This window comes from Burkholderia sp. BCC0322 (assembly GCF_902833045.1).
Taxonomy (GTDB): domain Bacteria; phylum Pseudomonadota; class Gammaproteobacteria; order Burkholderiales; family Burkholderiaceae; genus Burkholderia.
This window is the reverse complement of the sequence record NZ_CADFDU010000005.1, coordinates 253,827-269,864: the sequence shown is the minus strand read 5'-3', so window position 1 is coordinate 269,864 and position 16,038 is coordinate 253,827. Positions and strand designations below refer to the sequence as shown.

The following is a 16,038-nucleotide window of genomic DNA, read 5'->3' as shown; positions in this document are numbered from 1 at the left end:
TGGGCATTCACTGATTTCGACACGGAACGGCGGGCCTGTCCGTTTGTTCTGATGACATCCGACCCGATGCCCTGCGGTCAATCGTAGGCTTGCTGTCGGGTGATCGCATCTCCCAAAGTGGGGATACGGGCGAGATTGGCGGGACGGTGATTTCCAGTTGTTACGGGAAGCCCGGGGACGCGCGGCAGGTATGCGGTTGCCGGCCGGCGATGAGGTGCCATCGCACCGGCCGCTTGAACGGCGCGCAGTCAGTGCACTGCCGTCGGGTAGACAGGACGCGCGGATGTGTGGCGTGCACGGGCGTAGTGCACGGCCCCCATGCGCGACGACTAAGAGCGCGAACGTGGAGCGCCGTACGCCGAATGCGTCGGTCACGGCAGCGTCCGCCCGCCCTTGCTCGACGAGCGAGATCGTCTCGATGCAGGTCGCACGACAGCGCAGCCCACCTTCCCCCCCCACCGCGCAGGTTCGCATCACAGGTATCGAATGCCGCCTGAACCTTCGCGAGATCCTCTTCGTCGAGCGACGTCTCGAATTCGTTCGCCAGCCGTTTCATTTTCTTTCGGCATTGCAGGTGCCCGTTGTCACTCGCAGGCACGACGTGCGCCGGATACCTGAATGTTTCGCTAACCTACGCACCCGCGAGATGCGACCTGTTGCAGTCAGCGATCGGCATCGCCATGCTTCAACCCGAAAATGAAATCCGTTTCCACCGACGCGCCTTTGGGCAATTGCAGCACGCCGACCGACGAGCGCGTATGGACGCCTGCGTCGCCAAGCACCGCGTACAGAACATCGGATGCGCCGTCAGCCACTTCGCTTTGCATCGTGAAGTCAGCCGCGCTTCGCACATAGACGGTGATGCGCGGCACCGTCGCGATCGCGTCGAGCGTGCCGCAGTGCTTCCTGATCAGCGAGAGCGCACGCAGCGCCGATACGCCGGCGGCCCGGCGCGCTTCGTCGAGCGAAACGGATTCCCCCACTACGCCAACGAAATGCACCACATCGCCGATCCGCGGAATCTGACCGGCAATGTAGGCCGTGCTCCCGTCGACCAGAACGGGCCTGTACTTTCCGCCGATCCTGATTTCCTCGTCCGGATTGAAGCCGAATTCGGCCGCGATCCGGCTCAGCTTATCGTCTCTGTTCATGGGTGAATTCCCCGATACTTCAGAAAAAATGTAAAGCGTAGTTAAGTTTGCGCCGCTTGTCTTCAAGAAGAAAACCCGCCGGGAACGGTCAAAGCGACGTGCCGCTGCCGTTAAAAGTCTCCGGGTAAGCCTCTACGATTTCTCAAACATGACACACTTTTCAGGTGTTCGAAGCAGTCCCGTGTCGTCTTATCGACAACAAAACGCGTCGTGGAAGAGAATTTCCTCAAAATTTTCCGCTGAAACCGCTATCATGTGTGTACTCAACCTGAAGAGTGATACATGGCAACGTACAAGGAACTGAAAGCCCAAATGGAAGCTTTGGCCGAAAAAGCCGAAGCTGCACGTGCCGCGGAATTCCAGGCGATCGTCGACGACATCCGCACCAAGGTGGCGGAATTCGGCATTACCGAGAAAGACATTTTCGGTACGCGCCGTGGTCGACCGGCCAAGCAAGCGGCCGCCCCCGTGCAGGCAAAGTATCGCGACCCGAAGACCGGGGCAACCTGGTCGGGCCGTGGTCGCGCGCCCGCATGGATCAAGGACGCGAAGAATCGCAATCGATTCCTGATCCAGGAATAAGATTCCAGACGTGCAACGGCGTGCGGTTCAGCGCGCCGTCCTGTTTTTTGGGCATCGATACCGGCGGTATTCAAAGACCGTTCCGGTTGATGAAGCTTTGTCTCATTCGGCGCGTGGCGGCATGCTACGCGCCCGATCGCAGTCCGCCCAATATTTCCTGATTCAACGTTCGTAATAAATCGCAAGCCAGACGGATTGCGTTTCTTCGTGCGTCCACGCAACGCGATGGCGGCAATTCGGCTCGATCAGCACGTAGTCGCCCGGGTGCATTTCATGGCGCGTCGGGCCTTCTTCGAATTCGAGTACGGCTGCGCCCGACAGCAACACGACCCATTCGGCGCGTGAGTCGTCATACCAAAAGCCGTCGGGGCTCGTGTGCCCCATCGATACGATTCGCTCTACGTTCAGATGCCGGCCCGTGACGAGGAGATCGATTTGCTCATCGCCGCCGCGCCGGCCTTCGGTGGCGAACAGGTTACCGGTTTGAAGTTGCATGGTTTGGCCTCGTCGATGATCCGCGTAGGGGGGAAGCCGGTTCGAAGGCGCCGGGGAAGCGTTCACTCTAGCCCAATGACCTGACGAACACCATTGCTCGGGCAAGACCGGTTCAAGCGCATCCATGAACACGCCGATGAATCGATCGCGGCGAATTGATTGCATGACCTCGGCCGGGATGCGTTCGCATTCGCATTTGCCGACGACGGCAACCTACGCCGCGCAAAGCGCCATCGTTGCGCATCCGGTCGCCATGTTTCGGGAATGTCTTTTGAGCACTCACGCATTGGCGTGACCTGAGCTGAATAATGCACGCCAGTTTTCAATAAATATTCCGTGACCGCAAACCGACACCCTGCATGTCGGGAAAAATCCGGGCCCATTCTCGCCTCGATATATTGCGGTGCGAGTCGAGACCGCTTGATCGCCAGTCGCAACTCGACCATGTCGACATCCTGAACCGGTTCGCAGATTCACCGGCAGGCCAGGATGGACGAAAACCAGTGAATCGGCATACGACGGGCTTCATTGCGCGGAGAACGCTTTTATCAACCTGGCTTGCCAGCAGAGGCACGACCTGCGCGAAGAGCGGGATGCCATCTTGTCCGGCAAGCGCCAGCAGCCATTGAGTGATGCCGCTGAGGCGGCGGCCTTGATCCACTTGCCGCGGCTCTGGCACTGCAGCAACCGGTGAATGTGCAGTCTTGTCGGGTTGACCAGCGCTCTTCGCATCGCGCGACAGTGACCCCATGCTCCCGCCTGGACCGATTGTTTCGTGTGTGGCGCCGGAATGGAGACAGATATCTGCTCGATCAAACCGCTTTGATTCATCGAAAATCCATCGAAACCAGAAAGACGACTCCAGATCGACCGACTCCGGTTTCAGGATCGAAAAAATCACGTTGAAATTATCGAATCAATAATTTCAACTTTATCAGCCACTTAAAATAAGACAAATATACATTGCATTTTTCTTGCAATGAATGACGAATGATGTAGGCTTGACGCCGCTGTCGTGAACTTCTTGCAAACCCTATCCGTGGTGCATTTAACTATGCGCAATTTATCAGGTCGTTCCGCATCGAATTCGATTAAAACCCTCACTGGAATGCTGCTGATTGCAGCCGGCCTGGCCGAAATCGCCCATGCGGCGCCAATCGAGACGTCGTTGCAACGCTCGATCGAGCAGGCGCTTGAATCCCGATCGGGCAGGACGTTGGCACTGCCGGCCCAGTCGGACAGCGGGCTGGTCGAGGCAATAAAGACCGATGACGTTTCCGGATGGATATTGGGTACTGCGACGCAAATCCTGCGTGATGACGAATCCGCCGATCCCGTCACGAAGCTGTTCATCGCGCGCAACGTGAATGGCCGATGGATCACGGGTGTGGAGGGCAGCAGCAAGTTCGGAGAACTGCTCGATGCGGCGCCACCCACGCTGCTCGCGGCCGACGAGCGAAAGAATCTCGCGTCACGACGCGCCTCGCTTGCGCCGCGGGCGGCGGCATTGCCGCAACCGGGCCTTGCGTTGCCGTGGGAGCAGAATGCCGGGTGGTATTGGACGGGCGGCGCACACGGCTGGTCCGGACAAAGCAGGCCGTATAACTCGCTCGATTTCTCGGGTGGCAACGGCCGCGTGCTGGCGGCGCGAGACGGCTATCTTTACAAGAGCTGCGAGCGCAACGGCAGCGCGATCGTGAAGGTGGTTCACGACAATGGCTATGCGACGACTTATTACCACATGGTTCAGCTGACGTCGCTGAACAGCGGCACACGTGTCCGTCAGGGGGAATATCTCGGCACCGTCGGAAACGGCCTGCCGTGCGGCGGTCAAACGACGGGGCCGCACGTTCACTTTTCGTTGAGCAAGGATGGCAATGACGTGTCCGTCAATGGCATGACGATCGGCGGCTGGCAATTCTTCGAGGGCACTTCACCGTACTCCGGATACGCGGTTCGCAATCAACGGCGCGTCTCCCCGCAGGCCTGGCTGGTCAACTACGGGAGCGCGGATTCCGGCGAACCTTCCACGCCCGTCAGCGCGCGTGTACAGGCGCCGGGACAGGCGAACCTGCGCAGCGCGCCTTCACTGTCGGCGCCGATTGTCGGTACGCTCGAGAACGGGCGCACCGTGCAGCTCGCTTGCCACCGGTACGGCGACTCCGTGAATGGCAACTGGGGCGCCACACGGCTTTGGTATCGACTCGAATCGAATCAGTGGATCTCCGACGGATTCGTCTACACGAACAGCAATGACCCGGTGGTGCCGGAATGCGTGAATTAGTGCGCACGCCGGGCTGCCGCATTGCGCCGCGTGCGGCCCCGGGCCCGGTTCGAGTCATCGTGCGCGCCTGACTGATACCAGGATTCACGACACCCTGCCGCGAACCGGCGCTGTATCCACAACGTACCGGTCAACGCACCGCGCGGCAGCCCGTGCGCGCCGCGTGCGTCGGCAACCGACTCACTCGGTCAGCAATTCGGTGCCGACGCGCGACGAGAGCCCGACCAGCTGTTCGGCAGGCTGCGGCCGCGCGAACAGGAAGCCCTGCACCTGGTGGCAGCCGATCTCCCGCAGGAAAGCCAACTGCTTTTCGGTCTCGACGCCCTCCATCACGACATCAAGCCCCAGCGCGCGCCCCATCGCAACGATCGCGCGCACGATCGCGTCGTCCGTGCTGCCTGAACCGCAACCCGTGAGAAACGACCGATCGATCTTCAGCGTATCGACGGGCAGATCCTTCAGATAGACCAGCGACGAATAACCCGTACCGAAATCGTCGATCGCCAGGCTGATGCCCCGCGTCGCCAGCTCGCGCAGCAGGATGCCGATTTCCTCGCGAGTGTTCATCGCCATGCTTTCGAGCAACTCGAGCTGCAGGCATTCGGCCGGCAATGCGGTTTCGCTGAGGATGGTCGTCAGGTCGCTGAGAAAATGGTCCGTGAAGCACTGCCTTGCCGACACGTTCACCGACACACGCCCGAACTCGAAGCCCTCGTCGAGCCAGCGGCGCGCCTGCCGGCAGGCCTCGCGCAGCACCCACCGGCCGATCGGAACGATCAGCGCCGATCGCTCCGCGAGCCCGATGAAGTCGCCCGGCGGCACCAGGCCCTTGCGCGGATGCATCCACCGCAACAGCGCCTCCACACCGACGATCCGGCCGCTGGCCAGATCGTATTGCGGCTGGTAGAACAGGCGGAATTCGTTCTGCTCGAGCGCGCGGTGCAGTTCGCCGAGCGTCTCCAGCTGCTCCATCGCCGACGACGTCATCTTGTTTTCGAAGAACTGGAACACGTTCCTGCCCCGGCTCTTCGCGCCGTACATCGCCTGGTCCGCGAGCAGGATCAGGTGCTCCGCCTCGGTGCCGTCGTCCGGATAGATGCTGATGCCGACGCTCGGCGTCACGAAGATCTCGCGACCACCGATATCGATCGCCCGCCCCACTTCGTCCAGCAGCTTGCGTGCCACTCGCCCGACGTCGCGGACATCGTCGAGCTCCTCGAGCACGAGTGCGAATTCGTCGCCGCCCATGCGCGCCACCGTGTCGTTCGCGCGCACGGTCGAGACGATGCGCCCCGCGACCATCTTCAGCACCTCGTCGCCGGCGTTGTGGCCGAGTGTGTCGTTGACCAGCTTGAAACGGTCGAGATCGAGGTACATCACCGCGACCTTGCGGCCGAGCCGCTTCGCTTGAACGATCGCGTGCGCGAGCCGCTCCTCGAACAGCGCCCGGTTCGCGAGATCGGTGAGCACGTCGTGCGTGGCGAGATAGCCCAGCCGCTCCTCCGCCTGGCGCCGCTGCGTGATGTCGGAGAAGATCGCCGCATAGTGCGAGATCTCGCCATCGTTGTCGCGAATGCTGGTAATCGTCAGGTATTCGAGAAACAGCTCGCCGGTCTTGCGGCGATTCCAGATTTCGCCTTGCCAGTGGCCATCGGTCGTCAGCGAATGCCAGAGCCGCTGGTAGAAATCTGCCGTCTGGCGCCCGGAACTCAGCAGGGCCGGATTGCGCCCGACCACTTCGTCCTCGGTGTATCCGGTCAGGCGCGTGAAGGCCTGGTTGACGCGCTCGATCTTCGCGTGCCGGTCGGTCACCATGATGCCTTCGAGCGCCGATTCGAACACCCGATCCGCCATGCGCAGGTTGAAGCGAGCGAGACCCAGCGCTTCGTCGCGCTCGCGCAACGCGCTGCGCAGCTCGTTCGCGTATTCGTGCTCAATGCTCTGCAGCACGTCCGCGAAACAGAGCAGCCCGGCCAGCCTGCCCGCCTCGTCCTGAATGCCGACGTGCCGCATATTGTGCTCGGTCATGAAGCGCTGCGCCGCATACAGGCTCTGCTTCGCGGTCAGCATCTGCAGCGGCTTGCTCGCGTAGGCCCCGACCGCGCCTCGCACCCCGCCGTCCGCCAGGAGCCGGACGATGTCCCGTTCGGTGAGGATGCCGTGCTCGCCGTCGTCGTAGCCGACGAGGATCGCATCGAGCCGTTGCGCACGCATCCGTGCGACGACCTCGTGCAGCGCAACCTGTTCGTGCACCACAACGGGCGGATGGACGCGGATCGATTCGATCGGCTTCAGGTGCAGGAAGAATTCCGGCCCCTGGTTCACGACGACGTCGGTCTGCGTCAGCACGCCGATCACGGCGCCATCGCGAACCACCACGAAGTGCCGCACGCCCGACTGCTTGAACTTCATCGCGGCTTCACCCAGCGGCGTATTGGCCTCGAGCGTCAGCACCGGGCGGCTCATCACCTCGCTGACGGGCCGATCGAGCGCATGCGGTTCGTCGCCGGCAGACAGCGCATCACGCTCGGTCCAGATCCCGACGACCTGCTCATCCTCCATCACGACGATCGAGCTGCAACGCTCGGCGAACATGCGTCGTGCGACCTCCCGCACCGGCGTGGCGGGCGCGCAGGACAGAATCTGACGCGCGACGAGGCGCGCAATCGGAACATCGTAGCTGCTCGGATACATTCTCTAACCAAGACGAAAAAAACTGCCGGCGCACTCCGATTCGGCAACCTGCGGACTCGCCCGCGGCGACAAGCACGGTGCGATCTCACTTGCCTCGAATGGTTGCGCACTCATCGAACTCGCAAACGGGAATCGATCCATCGTTTGAAGCGTCGTGGCGGCGAGCGCGGCACATTGGCCTCGATGCCGCATTTGACGATCCCTGGTCCGGCGGACCCAGACGCCGGAGCCCTGCCCTTGCAGGGGCAGCCGCCCTGAGTTAACGACAGATTTGGACAAGAGTTGAGTGCCGCGACGATATTCGGGCTGCGCGCCGTCAAGTCGAGCGGCTGCGGACCGGGCGACATGTCGACTCTCCGGCGACGTCGCCGCCCCACCCGGCTCCCGCGATCTACGCAAGCGGCGCGATGCGTCATCGTGTTCGGCGCTGCGTCGTAGGCCCGGGCGATCCCGCTCGCGGAAAAACGGGCGCCGTGACGGCAAGCGACCGTTGGCATGTCCGTCGAACGTCGGTGATGGCCGAGCCGAAACAAACCGCACTTCATGCGTTTCGGGTATTGCGGCCGGCGCAACGCCGCCAAGAACACCGCAAACCTTTCAAGACATTTCGATTGCCTTCCACACGAAAAAAACGGCACCGATTCGTCCCGCGGGAATAAAACCCAGCCGGCTCCGGTATATCGGGGCATCGCGCCGCTCACCACGCCGAACGAGCCGGTGCACTACGCCCCACCGCAACGGAGAGACCGCAATGTCACGCCCTGACCACGTCGCCTACACACGCTTCGCGATCGCCATGCACTGGTCGATCGCAATCTTGATCCTGTCGAACCTGTTGATCGGGATCTACATGGATACATTTCCGCACAACTCGTCCCGGTTCAACAGCATCCTGTTCTATCACGCGTCGATCGGCAGCCTCATTTTCATGCTGACCGTGCCACGCCTCGCGTGGCGTGCGACGCATACACCGCCGCCGCTGCCGGCCAGCGTGCCGGCGTGGCAGGCGCGGATCGCCGGTGCGCTGCACGGCGTGCTGTACCTGCTGCTGTTTCTCGTGCCGCTGACCGGCTACGTGCACCGCCTCGCTGGCGCCCATCCGGTCAGTTTCTTCGGAATCGCGGAATTGCCGGTGCTGGTCGGCCGCGACGAACCGCTGCGGCTCCTGACCGATGCACTGCATCGCGCGCTGGTGCTGACGCTTGGCTTGCTGCTGGTCATGCACGTCGCGGCCGGGCTGAAACACAAGTTCGTCGATCGGGACGGTGTCGCGGAGCGGATGGGGATCTGAACGCGGCGCGGCGGTTGACGTTCGCCCGAGGCGGCACCTTGAACATCGGTCACGCTGGCTGGGTGCGCCCCCTTCATCCTCTGCGGGTTTGCCTGGTGCGTTTCCGGAAGCAGCATACTTTGCGGGCTGCTCGTCCGTGCCATTGGTGAAGCCTTGCGCGGACAAGGCACGTTGACCCAGTCTGCTCAGCACGCCACGATGCCCTGGAGATCCATTTTCCATGCGGTCCGCCAGGGATCGTCGTTACCTTTAGCGAATACGGATCTTCCGTCTGCCCGATATCGCCGATCGCTCCATGAAATACGACGAAGAAACGCAACCCGACGACCGATACGGCATCAGTTCGAATGACGCGCAAACGGGCGACGGTGCGGCAGATCAACGGAGGCTGTCAGGCAACGCGTGCTTCCTGCTCAGCACGCCACGCTCGCGGCTCGCCTGCCTGAAAAGGATTGGCCTGAAATCGATCATCGGCAGAGCGGCACTGACACGTCAGCCATCGATCTGGCGTTGCCGTTCGGCCGCCGCCGGTCGACGCCCGCTTCATGCTCACTGCGCGAGTGCGGGATCGATCTCGCTCTGCGTCAGGCCGAATGCCGCCATTCTGGCTCGATGGTCCGGCGAACCCAGGTACGCACGGAGTTGCCTGTTGACCGCCTCGAGCAGATCGCTGTCCCGCGGGTTGAACGAGAACGCGCCGAGCGGGAGCCCCTGTTGCTGATCCGCCGTTCCCCGCACGTGCGGCACGGCCTCGAGCGCGGAACCGCCGATCCGATTCGCCACGATGCGATTTCCGACGGCGGTACTCGCATATGCGTCGATTTCTCCGGAGAGGACCGCATCGATCGCGTCGGCTTGTTGCGCGAACATGACTATCTGGTCCCCGCTTACGCCCGCCGCTTTCGCCGAGTCGTGCTGAACCTGTCCGGCAATGATGCCGAGGCGGGCGTCGGCGCATTTGGCCAGTGACGCATAGCTGTCGAGGCCTTTCGGATTTCCGGCCCGAACCAGAAAGCCGTCTCCGATCCCCCATACGGGCACGCTGAACGCCACCGTTTCGGCGCGTTCAGGCGTGACGAAGAGCGGAACGTTCATGTCCCAGCGCCCGGTCGCAACGCCGGGCAGCAATTCACTGAACGTCGTCGGTCGATGCTCGATCTGCGTGACGCCGATCGCCCGAAGAATGGCATCGGCCAATTCAAGGTCGGCGCCGGTGGCGCCACCTCCGGGTTCCGTCCATCCAAAAGGGGGTTCGTCGATGTACGCAATCGTCACCTTCATCGCCAGGCCTCGCGAAATGGGAACGGCGGCCGCATCCAGAGCGGAGTGCCGATCATTCTACCGGGTGAGGCAGGTGTCTCCTCGGAGTCGTCCGGAGCCGTGCGCATCGCCCAGGCGCCGCCATTCGCCGCTGGTCGCGGTGCCGATGCGGGATGACCGTCTCGTCAAGCAATCCCTTCGTCACTGCCTGCAGGACGAACGATCAACGAGAGGAATTTTCAGCTCAGGACACCCGCTCGAGGTGAAGCGCGGTCAGCAGAGTGCCGCTTTGCCGGAGTAGTGCAGCCACTACTCCGGACTTCCGCGCCGGCGATCAGAAGCCGTGGTACATGCCGATGTTGACTTGAACCTGGTTGCCGCCCGATGCGGTGTTGCCAAAGTCGGCAACCGAAGCCTGAGCGCCCTGAGCATGAACGTACCCGCCCATCGCGTACAACGCGGTGCTCTTCGACAGCGAGTACGTCGCCCCCAGCGACACCTGGTTGATCGACGCCATCGTGCGGCCTTGAGCAGCCAGCGTGGGCGTGGCTGCGGAACCGTAGACGTACGTGTACCCGGTCGCCAGCGACAGCGCCGGGGTGACCTGGTACTGCAGGAGAGCGCCCAACACGTTGAAGTGGATCGACGGCTGGCCAGCGTTGCCCTGGTACTGAGCATTCGAGTAGCGCAAGCCGGCCGTGTACGGGCCAATCTGGTATTGAGTCGCGACTTGTGCGATGCCCGCGCTCTTGAACGCATTGCCGCCGTTGTAACCCGAACTCGGATAGCCCAGCGCCCCACCGAAACTCGGTTGCGCTGTTGCGTTCATCCACCCGTTCTCACCCTGGTTCGCGGCATGGAAGTAGCCGCCGGCGACCGTCAGACCACCCTGGGCGTAGTTCGCAGCCACCGACCACGATTGTCCCGAACCCATCGAACCCGCAACGCCGCCGAACGAGTACGCGCCTTCAGCCTGGAAGCCATGGATGAGCGGCGAAATATACTTCACGGCGCTGTTCTGGTTCGTCGTGTTGTCGTTGTTGTCCACGTCGCCCGGGGTCGAGAATGTCGACGCCGAAATGGCGTCGCCCGTCAGGACCTGAACCATTTCCGTCACCGCGTCGAGCTGGCGCCCCAGACGCACGGTACCGTACTGATCGGAAGCGAGGGATACGTAAGCCTGGCGGTTGAATAGCGAACGCGTGGAACCGATGGGCCCCTGGCCGCCTATGCCGCCTGTACCGATGTTGAAGCCGTTTTCGATCTTGAAGATTGCCTTGAGGCCGCCACCGAGATCTTCCGTCCCCCTGAGGCCCCACTTGTTCGAACCTGCGGCACCACCGTCGAGGCCGAACCGCTTGTGGCCATTGATGTTCGACGTGTAGCCGATACCCGCATCGAGCATGCCGTACAGGGTGATCGACGACTGTGCCATTGCTGCCGACGATGCTGCGAAGGCGGCAACAGCGATAACGCTGACCTTGATTTTCTTGTTTTTCATCGGTATTTCACTGTCAGGAGTGGTTTCGGGATTGTTTGAAACGGTTTTTGTTGTATTCGGATGCAGATGACGGCGCACGGCCTGCGCGTCGTCTCGAGCCGCAACGGCCGGCGTCATGTTCTCCAGATCGGCGTATCTGACTCAATCATTTCGTCGTCCTCAAAATTTCATGCAGGAAGGCGCCTCGCATCTCGACCTGTCCGGCAATTTCTCGATTAGAACCATCGCGGCGTCCCTGCCTGGACGAAAGCCGCTTTCCTGCTTCCGTTGCCGCTCCAGTTCCACGGCGACGCGGATTGATAACATGCCGAACCGCCTTGAAGCAGCACAAACACGTTGCCTTCCAGTTCCAGCAATACCGCCCCGTCGATCACGCAAAGGGACTCGCCCCTGAGTGGCGACTTCCGGGCGCGTCTTGCCTATAGGCCAGCACCCGAGAATTCACTCGAACTGACGTCCTGCCACCGAATTCGTGATCCGGACGAGCATATGTGCCAAATCCACGCAGCCGAAGAACCCGAGCGAATCACCGCGCGAAACCGAACGTTTCTTCGATGGCATTTCGAAGAAGCACGGCATCGTCACGTTCCATGCTCGCGCCATACCCACGCGCGCGGTCAGCGATGACGAAGCCGAACCACGCTCGACGCGCACGACAACACGGCCTGGAAATACCGGCCGCCATGGCAGGCCGATTGCGCGTCCGGTTCAGCCGCCGGCGAAGGACGCCGACCTTTTTACCGAGCGCCAACGCAACCGGGCCGCGCTTTGCAGGTGCGAAAAACCATATCAGGAACATAAATCGTCGTCAAAATTTGTTTGATATAAGTTAATCGCGTTTGATAACCCTGAGCTTTACCGGGATTTCCCTAATAGGAACCGGCGCCAAGACAAAGCATCAGGGGAATCCGTGCCGTCACTCTGATGCACGGCTCGCCCGGCATCGATCCAGGTAGCGAGCTGACGCCGGAAACTCCCGAGCAGCGAGGCGGGCCAGGCACCTTGCGGTCGAATGTTTGGGATGCACCGAAACCTGTATGCCGCTATGTCGGCGTGCGGATCAAAAACTTCTCCCGATCTTGTCCGGCAATCCAACGCGGTGTCCGTCCACGTCCACTCCAGACAGCGCCTGACACAGGGTCCCGATATTTCGCGATCGCCGGTGCGCGACGCCTGACCCGACACGACACACATTGAATCCCGGCAAACAAATCCTCAGGCCTCAGATTGAACTCGGCAATGACTTTCTGGACGTCCTTTACGGCGTTCTCCATTTCATTCTTGCGCGCAAGTTCCACCTGAGCTTGAAGTGTACGCATCTTGGCTTTCAGCTCCAGGTAGGTCGACATCTCGGTTCCTTTGGTTTGTGCAATGTTTTGAACGGGTCGATTTGCAACCGTCATAGTTCAATATTATTCGTCATGCTTAATATACTTAACCGAACGAACGCAATGGCCGTTCGGAATAAAAAGCGCGATCGAGAGGGGCGATCGCGAGCGCCCTGCGCCGAGCGCTAACGCGTCGCAGAAGCCAGGCGGGGCCGGCAACTGAGGCTAATTGTTCTTACCGGAACAAGCTGGTCCGTTCGCTGCTTGATGACCCGGCCGCATGCCGAGCGCGCAAGCGCTACGACAGTGGGATCCAGATGGAATTCCAGGCTCGATCGACCGGAGAAAGTGCAAAGACGCGCTCGCTGCGCCCGCGCGCCCGTCGGCACCGGGATGCTTGTGTCCCCCCCCCCGCCTGTTCAAGGGTTCCTGTAGTCGACGATCGCATCCGGCGATTCGTGCCGAGGGACGCACGGGCGTGCCTACGCCATGCGTTTCGGCAGGTCGACAGTGCCAGAGTATGCGGTCAGCCATGGTGGTCTCTCAATGTGTACGCCAAGCTCAGGCCGTAGACGATGTTCGCGGCATCGTCTACGGCCGCTTCCGACGCGTCACTGCCTGATTTCGGCAACATGCAGCGAGGATTCATTCAGGAAGTCAGCAAGCTCCAGCACTTCTCATTGATTTCCCTTCAACTTCAGCCAGACCTTGTTGCGTAGCTGAATCGCCGCAGGCGAGCACATCTTGTACGGTTTGAGCCTATCCTTGTATTGCTCGGGCATCTTGGTCGCGGGGTTGTTCAGCAGCGCAGGATCAACGTAGCGCTCCGACCCGATGATCTCGTTGTTGTACCGAATCGCGTTCGTCACCAGCGCGATATTTTCAGGCCGCATCATCCAGTCGACGAACTTGTAGGCCGATTCGACGTTCCGCGCTTTCGCCGGGATAAGCAGACTATCCATGAACAACCGGACGCCCTCTTTCGGATACACGAATCGGATGCTCGCCAGACGATCCTGTGCGCGCGCAGCGGCACCATTCCAGATGTGCTGAACGGTGATTTGCCTGGACGCGAGACGGTCGATCGTTCCGTCGTTGCTGTATGTCTTCACGAACGGCTTCTGCTTCTGCAGGACGTCAAGCACGCGCTTCGCATCCTCGGGCCGCTCGGTGCATTCGTCCTGCCCCAGATACCAGCTCGCGGCCATGTACAACTCCTCCTCGACGTCCAGAGCGCCGATCTGGCCGCGCAGTGCCGCGGGGGGCTCGAAAAAGGATTTCCAGCTATCGTCGAGCCTGCCGCCCGGCACGCGCGCGCTGTCATACGCAAACCCGGTCAGGACGATCGTAAAGGGCATCGCGTAGTCCCGCTGAGAATCGAATGCCGGATGACGGTATTCCGGCTTGATGTTTGCGATATTCGGCAACTTGCTCTTGTCGAGCTTGAGCAACAGGCCGGATTTCACGAGCACCGGGACGTAATAGTCGCCGGCCACCACGACGTCGTAGCCGCCGCCTCCCGCCTGCAGTTTCTGGGTCAGTGCGGCATCGCTCGCATAGGTGTCCAGCGTCGTCTCGATCCCGGTATCCGTCTCGAACTTCTTGATCAGGTTCGCAGGCAGGATGCCCGGCCAGCTTCCGATATGAAGCTCGGCAGCCTGCGTCGTCACAGCGGCAAGGAGCAGCATCGCCCCGATTGTTTTTTTCATACTGTTCCTATTGCTTGGAGATTTGCGTGATGTATCTCGGATTGCGTGGGCGTGGATCTTTTTTTACCTCGAGCACCGATGAGCCAGACCGCGATCAGCTGCACCGACGAAAGGCCGATGACGACGGTCGAGACCGCACTGACCTTGGGCGTGATCCCGATCTTCATCGCACTGAAGATGTACATTGGCAGCGTGGTCATGCCGGCCCCGGCGAGAAAGTAACTGGTGACGTAGTCATTCATCGACGCGACGAACGACAGCAGCGCCCCTGCGACGATGCCGGGCAGCGCCAAAGGCAAGGTGATGTGCCGAAACGCCGCCCAGGGTGTGGCTGACAGGTCCGCGGCGGCCTCGAGCAAGGTGCGATCGATCCGCTTGAGCCTGGCTTTGATCGGCAGGTAAGCAAGCGGCACGCAAAAGACCACATGCGCGAACAGGACGACGCCAAATGCGGACTCGGTCCCGAACATCGAGAACAGCATCATGGTGGCGATCGCTAGCACGATTTCGGGTATTGCCAGAGGAAGCGCGATGAGAAGTCCCGCCGGGTCGAAACCGCGCCGATCGCTTCGCGACCACCAGGCGACCGCTGCACTCGTCGCAAGCGTGGTGGAAAGCACCATCGACGCCAACGCCAGCAGCAGCGAGTTCTTCGCGGCGCGGACCAAGGTCGGATCAGACCAGGCTTCCACGTAACCACGGATACCGAACCCGTCCCATATGAGGGCCGACTGACCGACGTTGAAGCTCATCCCTATCACGATCAGCATCGGCAGATAGAGGAACAACAACACCGCGAATGCGATTGGACGGGTCAACGGAAACCGGCGCAGTTCACGCGAACTCATGAACGCGCTCCTGTCGTTGAAAGAGCACGCCCAGTCGAGACACGAGCATCGCCAGAAGCACGACGGCGAGCAATGCAAACGACATGGCAGCGCCCAAAGGCCAATCCCGTCCACCGGCGAACTGGAAATCGATCAAGTTGCCGATCATGAAAGCATGGTTGCCACCGAGCAAACCCGGGATCGTATAGGAACCCAGTGCCGGAACGAAGACGAGGCCGACGCCCGCCATGATGCCCGGCCGGCAGCACGGCACGACGACATGGGCAAGCGCGGCCGGCTTGTGTGCGCCCAGATCGTAGGCCGCTTCGACCAACCGCCAGTCGAGATCATCGAGCGCCGCGAAGATCGGCAGGATCATGAATGGCGTGAACGCATAGACGAGGCCGATCACCGTCGCGAGATCGGTATAGAGCAGGCCGAGCGGGCCTTGCATGAGGCCCGCCCTGGTCAATATCTGATTCACCAGGCCGTTGTCCGCGATGATGATGATCCACCCGTACATCTGGACGACGACGCAGGTCCAGAACGGGATCGTGATCAAGATCAGCAACGCGGCTTTCCACTTCCGCGGGCGCGTCGCCATGAAAAGCGCCGTCGGGAATCCGATCAACAGACATCCCGCGGTGGTCAGCAGGGCCATGGCCATCGACCGCGCGAAAATGGCGAGATACCCCCGCTGAACGACAAACGACCCATCAAAGTCCCGATCGAAGACAACCCGCTCGTACGCCCGAGCAGTGAAGTTGCCCCACGCAACGCCGCCGAAGTCGAGCGGCACGCTGAGCGAGACCACTGCCAGGACGATCATCGGAAGCACAACACCCGCGACCATGACGGCCACCGCCGGGTTATACATCTTCCGCCATGATTTCAGCAGGTGGACTATAGGGACTTG

General features: G+C 61.3%; 13 protein-coding genes and 1 pseudogene. 3 read left to right on the top strand and 11 right to left on the bottom strand.

Annotated features, from left to right (window positions below; all coding sequences use genetic code 11):
- Positions 1-662: 662 nt before the first annotated feature.
- Positions 663-1,151, bottom strand: a complete 489-nt coding sequence (locus HWX39_RS17110; protein WP_175969392.1) for a RidA family protein — start codon at positions 1,149-1,151, stop codon at positions 663-665.
- Between the two features lie 282 nt (positions 1,152-1,433).
- Here HWX39_RS17110 and HWX39_RS17105 point away from each other — a divergent pair, with 282 nt between their 5' ends.
- Positions 1,434-1,733, top strand: coding sequence for an H-NS histone family protein (locus HWX39_RS17105; protein ID WP_011350136.1), 300 nt, complete (start codon positions 1,434-1,436; stop codon positions 1,731-1,733).
- A gap of 162 nt (positions 1,734-1,895) precedes the next feature.
- Here the strand turns inward: HWX39_RS17105 and HWX39_RS17100 are convergent, their stop codons facing one another.
- Both HWX39_RS17100 and HWX39_RS17095 read right to left on the bottom strand, forming a co-directional pair.
- Entirely contained in the window at positions 1,896-2,228 is a 333-nt protein-coding gene (locus tag HWX39_RS17100) for a cupin domain-containing protein (protein ID WP_175969391.1), read from the bottom strand.
- A 322-nt stretch (positions 2,229-2,550) separates the two neighbouring features.
- The gene (locus HWX39_RS17095) at positions 2,551-3,129 is read right to left on the bottom strand and encodes a hypothetical protein (protein ID WP_175969177.1); all 579 of its coding nucleotides are present in this window, start codon (positions 3,127-3,129) and stop codon (positions 2,551-2,553) included.
- 153 nt (positions 3,130-3,282) lie between these two features.
- On the opposite strand from HWX39_RS17095, the gene HWX39_RS17090 reads away from it, so the two are divergent.
- Complete coding sequence (locus tag HWX39_RS17090) at positions 3,283-4,512, top strand: peptidoglycan DD-metalloendopeptidase family protein (RefSeq protein ID WP_175969390.1); 1,230 nt, start codon at positions 3,283-3,285, stop codon at positions 4,510-4,512.
- A gap of 180 nt (positions 4,513-4,692) precedes the next feature.
- On the opposite strand, the gene HWX39_RS17085 is transcribed toward HWX39_RS17090, so the two are convergent.
- The gene (locus HWX39_RS17085) at positions 4,693-7,206 is read right to left on the bottom strand and encodes an EAL domain-containing protein (protein ID WP_175969176.1); all 2,514 of its coding nucleotides are present in this window, start codon (positions 7,204-7,206) and stop codon (positions 4,693-4,695) included.
- Between the two features lie 751 nt (positions 7,207-7,957).
- Here HWX39_RS17085 and HWX39_RS17080 point away from each other — a divergent pair.
- Positions 7,958-8,497, top strand: a complete 540-nt coding sequence (locus HWX39_RS17080; protein WP_175969175.1) for a cytochrome b/b6 domain-containing protein — start codon at positions 7,958-7,960, stop codon at positions 8,495-8,497.
- 549 nt (positions 8,498-9,046) lie between these two features.
- On the opposite strand, the gene HWX39_RS17075 is transcribed toward HWX39_RS17080, so the two are convergent.
- From HWX39_RS17075 to HWX39_RS17045, 7 genes and pseudogenes are all read right to left on the bottom strand, one after another.
- The gene (locus tag HWX39_RS17075; RefSeq protein WP_175969174.1) at positions 9,047-9,778 is read right to left on the bottom strand and encodes a transporter substrate-binding domain-containing protein; all 732 of its coding nucleotides are present in this window, start codon (positions 9,776-9,778) and stop codon (positions 9,047-9,049) included.
- A 313-nt stretch (positions 9,779-10,091) separates the two neighbouring features.
- Positions 10,092-11,258, bottom strand: coding sequence for a porin (locus HWX39_RS17070; RefSeq protein WP_175969389.1), 1,167 nt, complete (start codon positions 11,256-11,258; stop codon positions 10,092-10,094).
- A 215-nt stretch (positions 11,259-11,473) separates the two neighbouring features.
- Positions 11,474-12,057 (bottom strand): annotated as a pseudogene (locus tag HWX39_RS36300) (DNA-binding protein).
- Positions 12,058-12,301: 244 nt separating this feature from the next.
- Positions 12,302-12,607 carry an H-NS histone family protein gene (locus HWX39_RS17060; protein ID WP_175969172.1) on the bottom strand — a complete coding sequence of 102 codons (306 nt, stop codon included), beginning with the start codon at positions 12,605-12,607 and terminating at the stop codon, positions 12,302-12,304.
- A 656-nt stretch (positions 12,608-13,263) separates the two neighbouring features.
- Entirely contained in the window at positions 13,264-14,295 is a 1,032-nt protein-coding gene (locus HWX39_RS17055) for an extracellular solute-binding protein (protein ID WP_175969171.1), read from the bottom strand.
- Positions 14,292-15,143, bottom strand: a complete 852-nt coding sequence (locus HWX39_RS17050; protein ID WP_175969170.1) for an ABC transporter permease — start codon at positions 15,141-15,143, stop codon at positions 14,292-14,294. Before HWX39_RS17050 ends, HWX39_RS17055 begins: the two co-directional genes overlap by 4 nt.
- Positions 15,130-15,999, bottom strand: a complete 870-nt coding sequence (locus HWX39_RS17045) for an ABC transporter permease (RefSeq protein ID WP_175969169.1) — start codon at positions 15,997-15,999, stop codon at positions 15,130-15,132. The genes HWX39_RS17050 and HWX39_RS17045 overlap by 14 nt, the downstream gene beginning before the upstream one ends.
- Between the last annotated feature and the right edge of the window lie 39 nt (positions 16,000-16,038).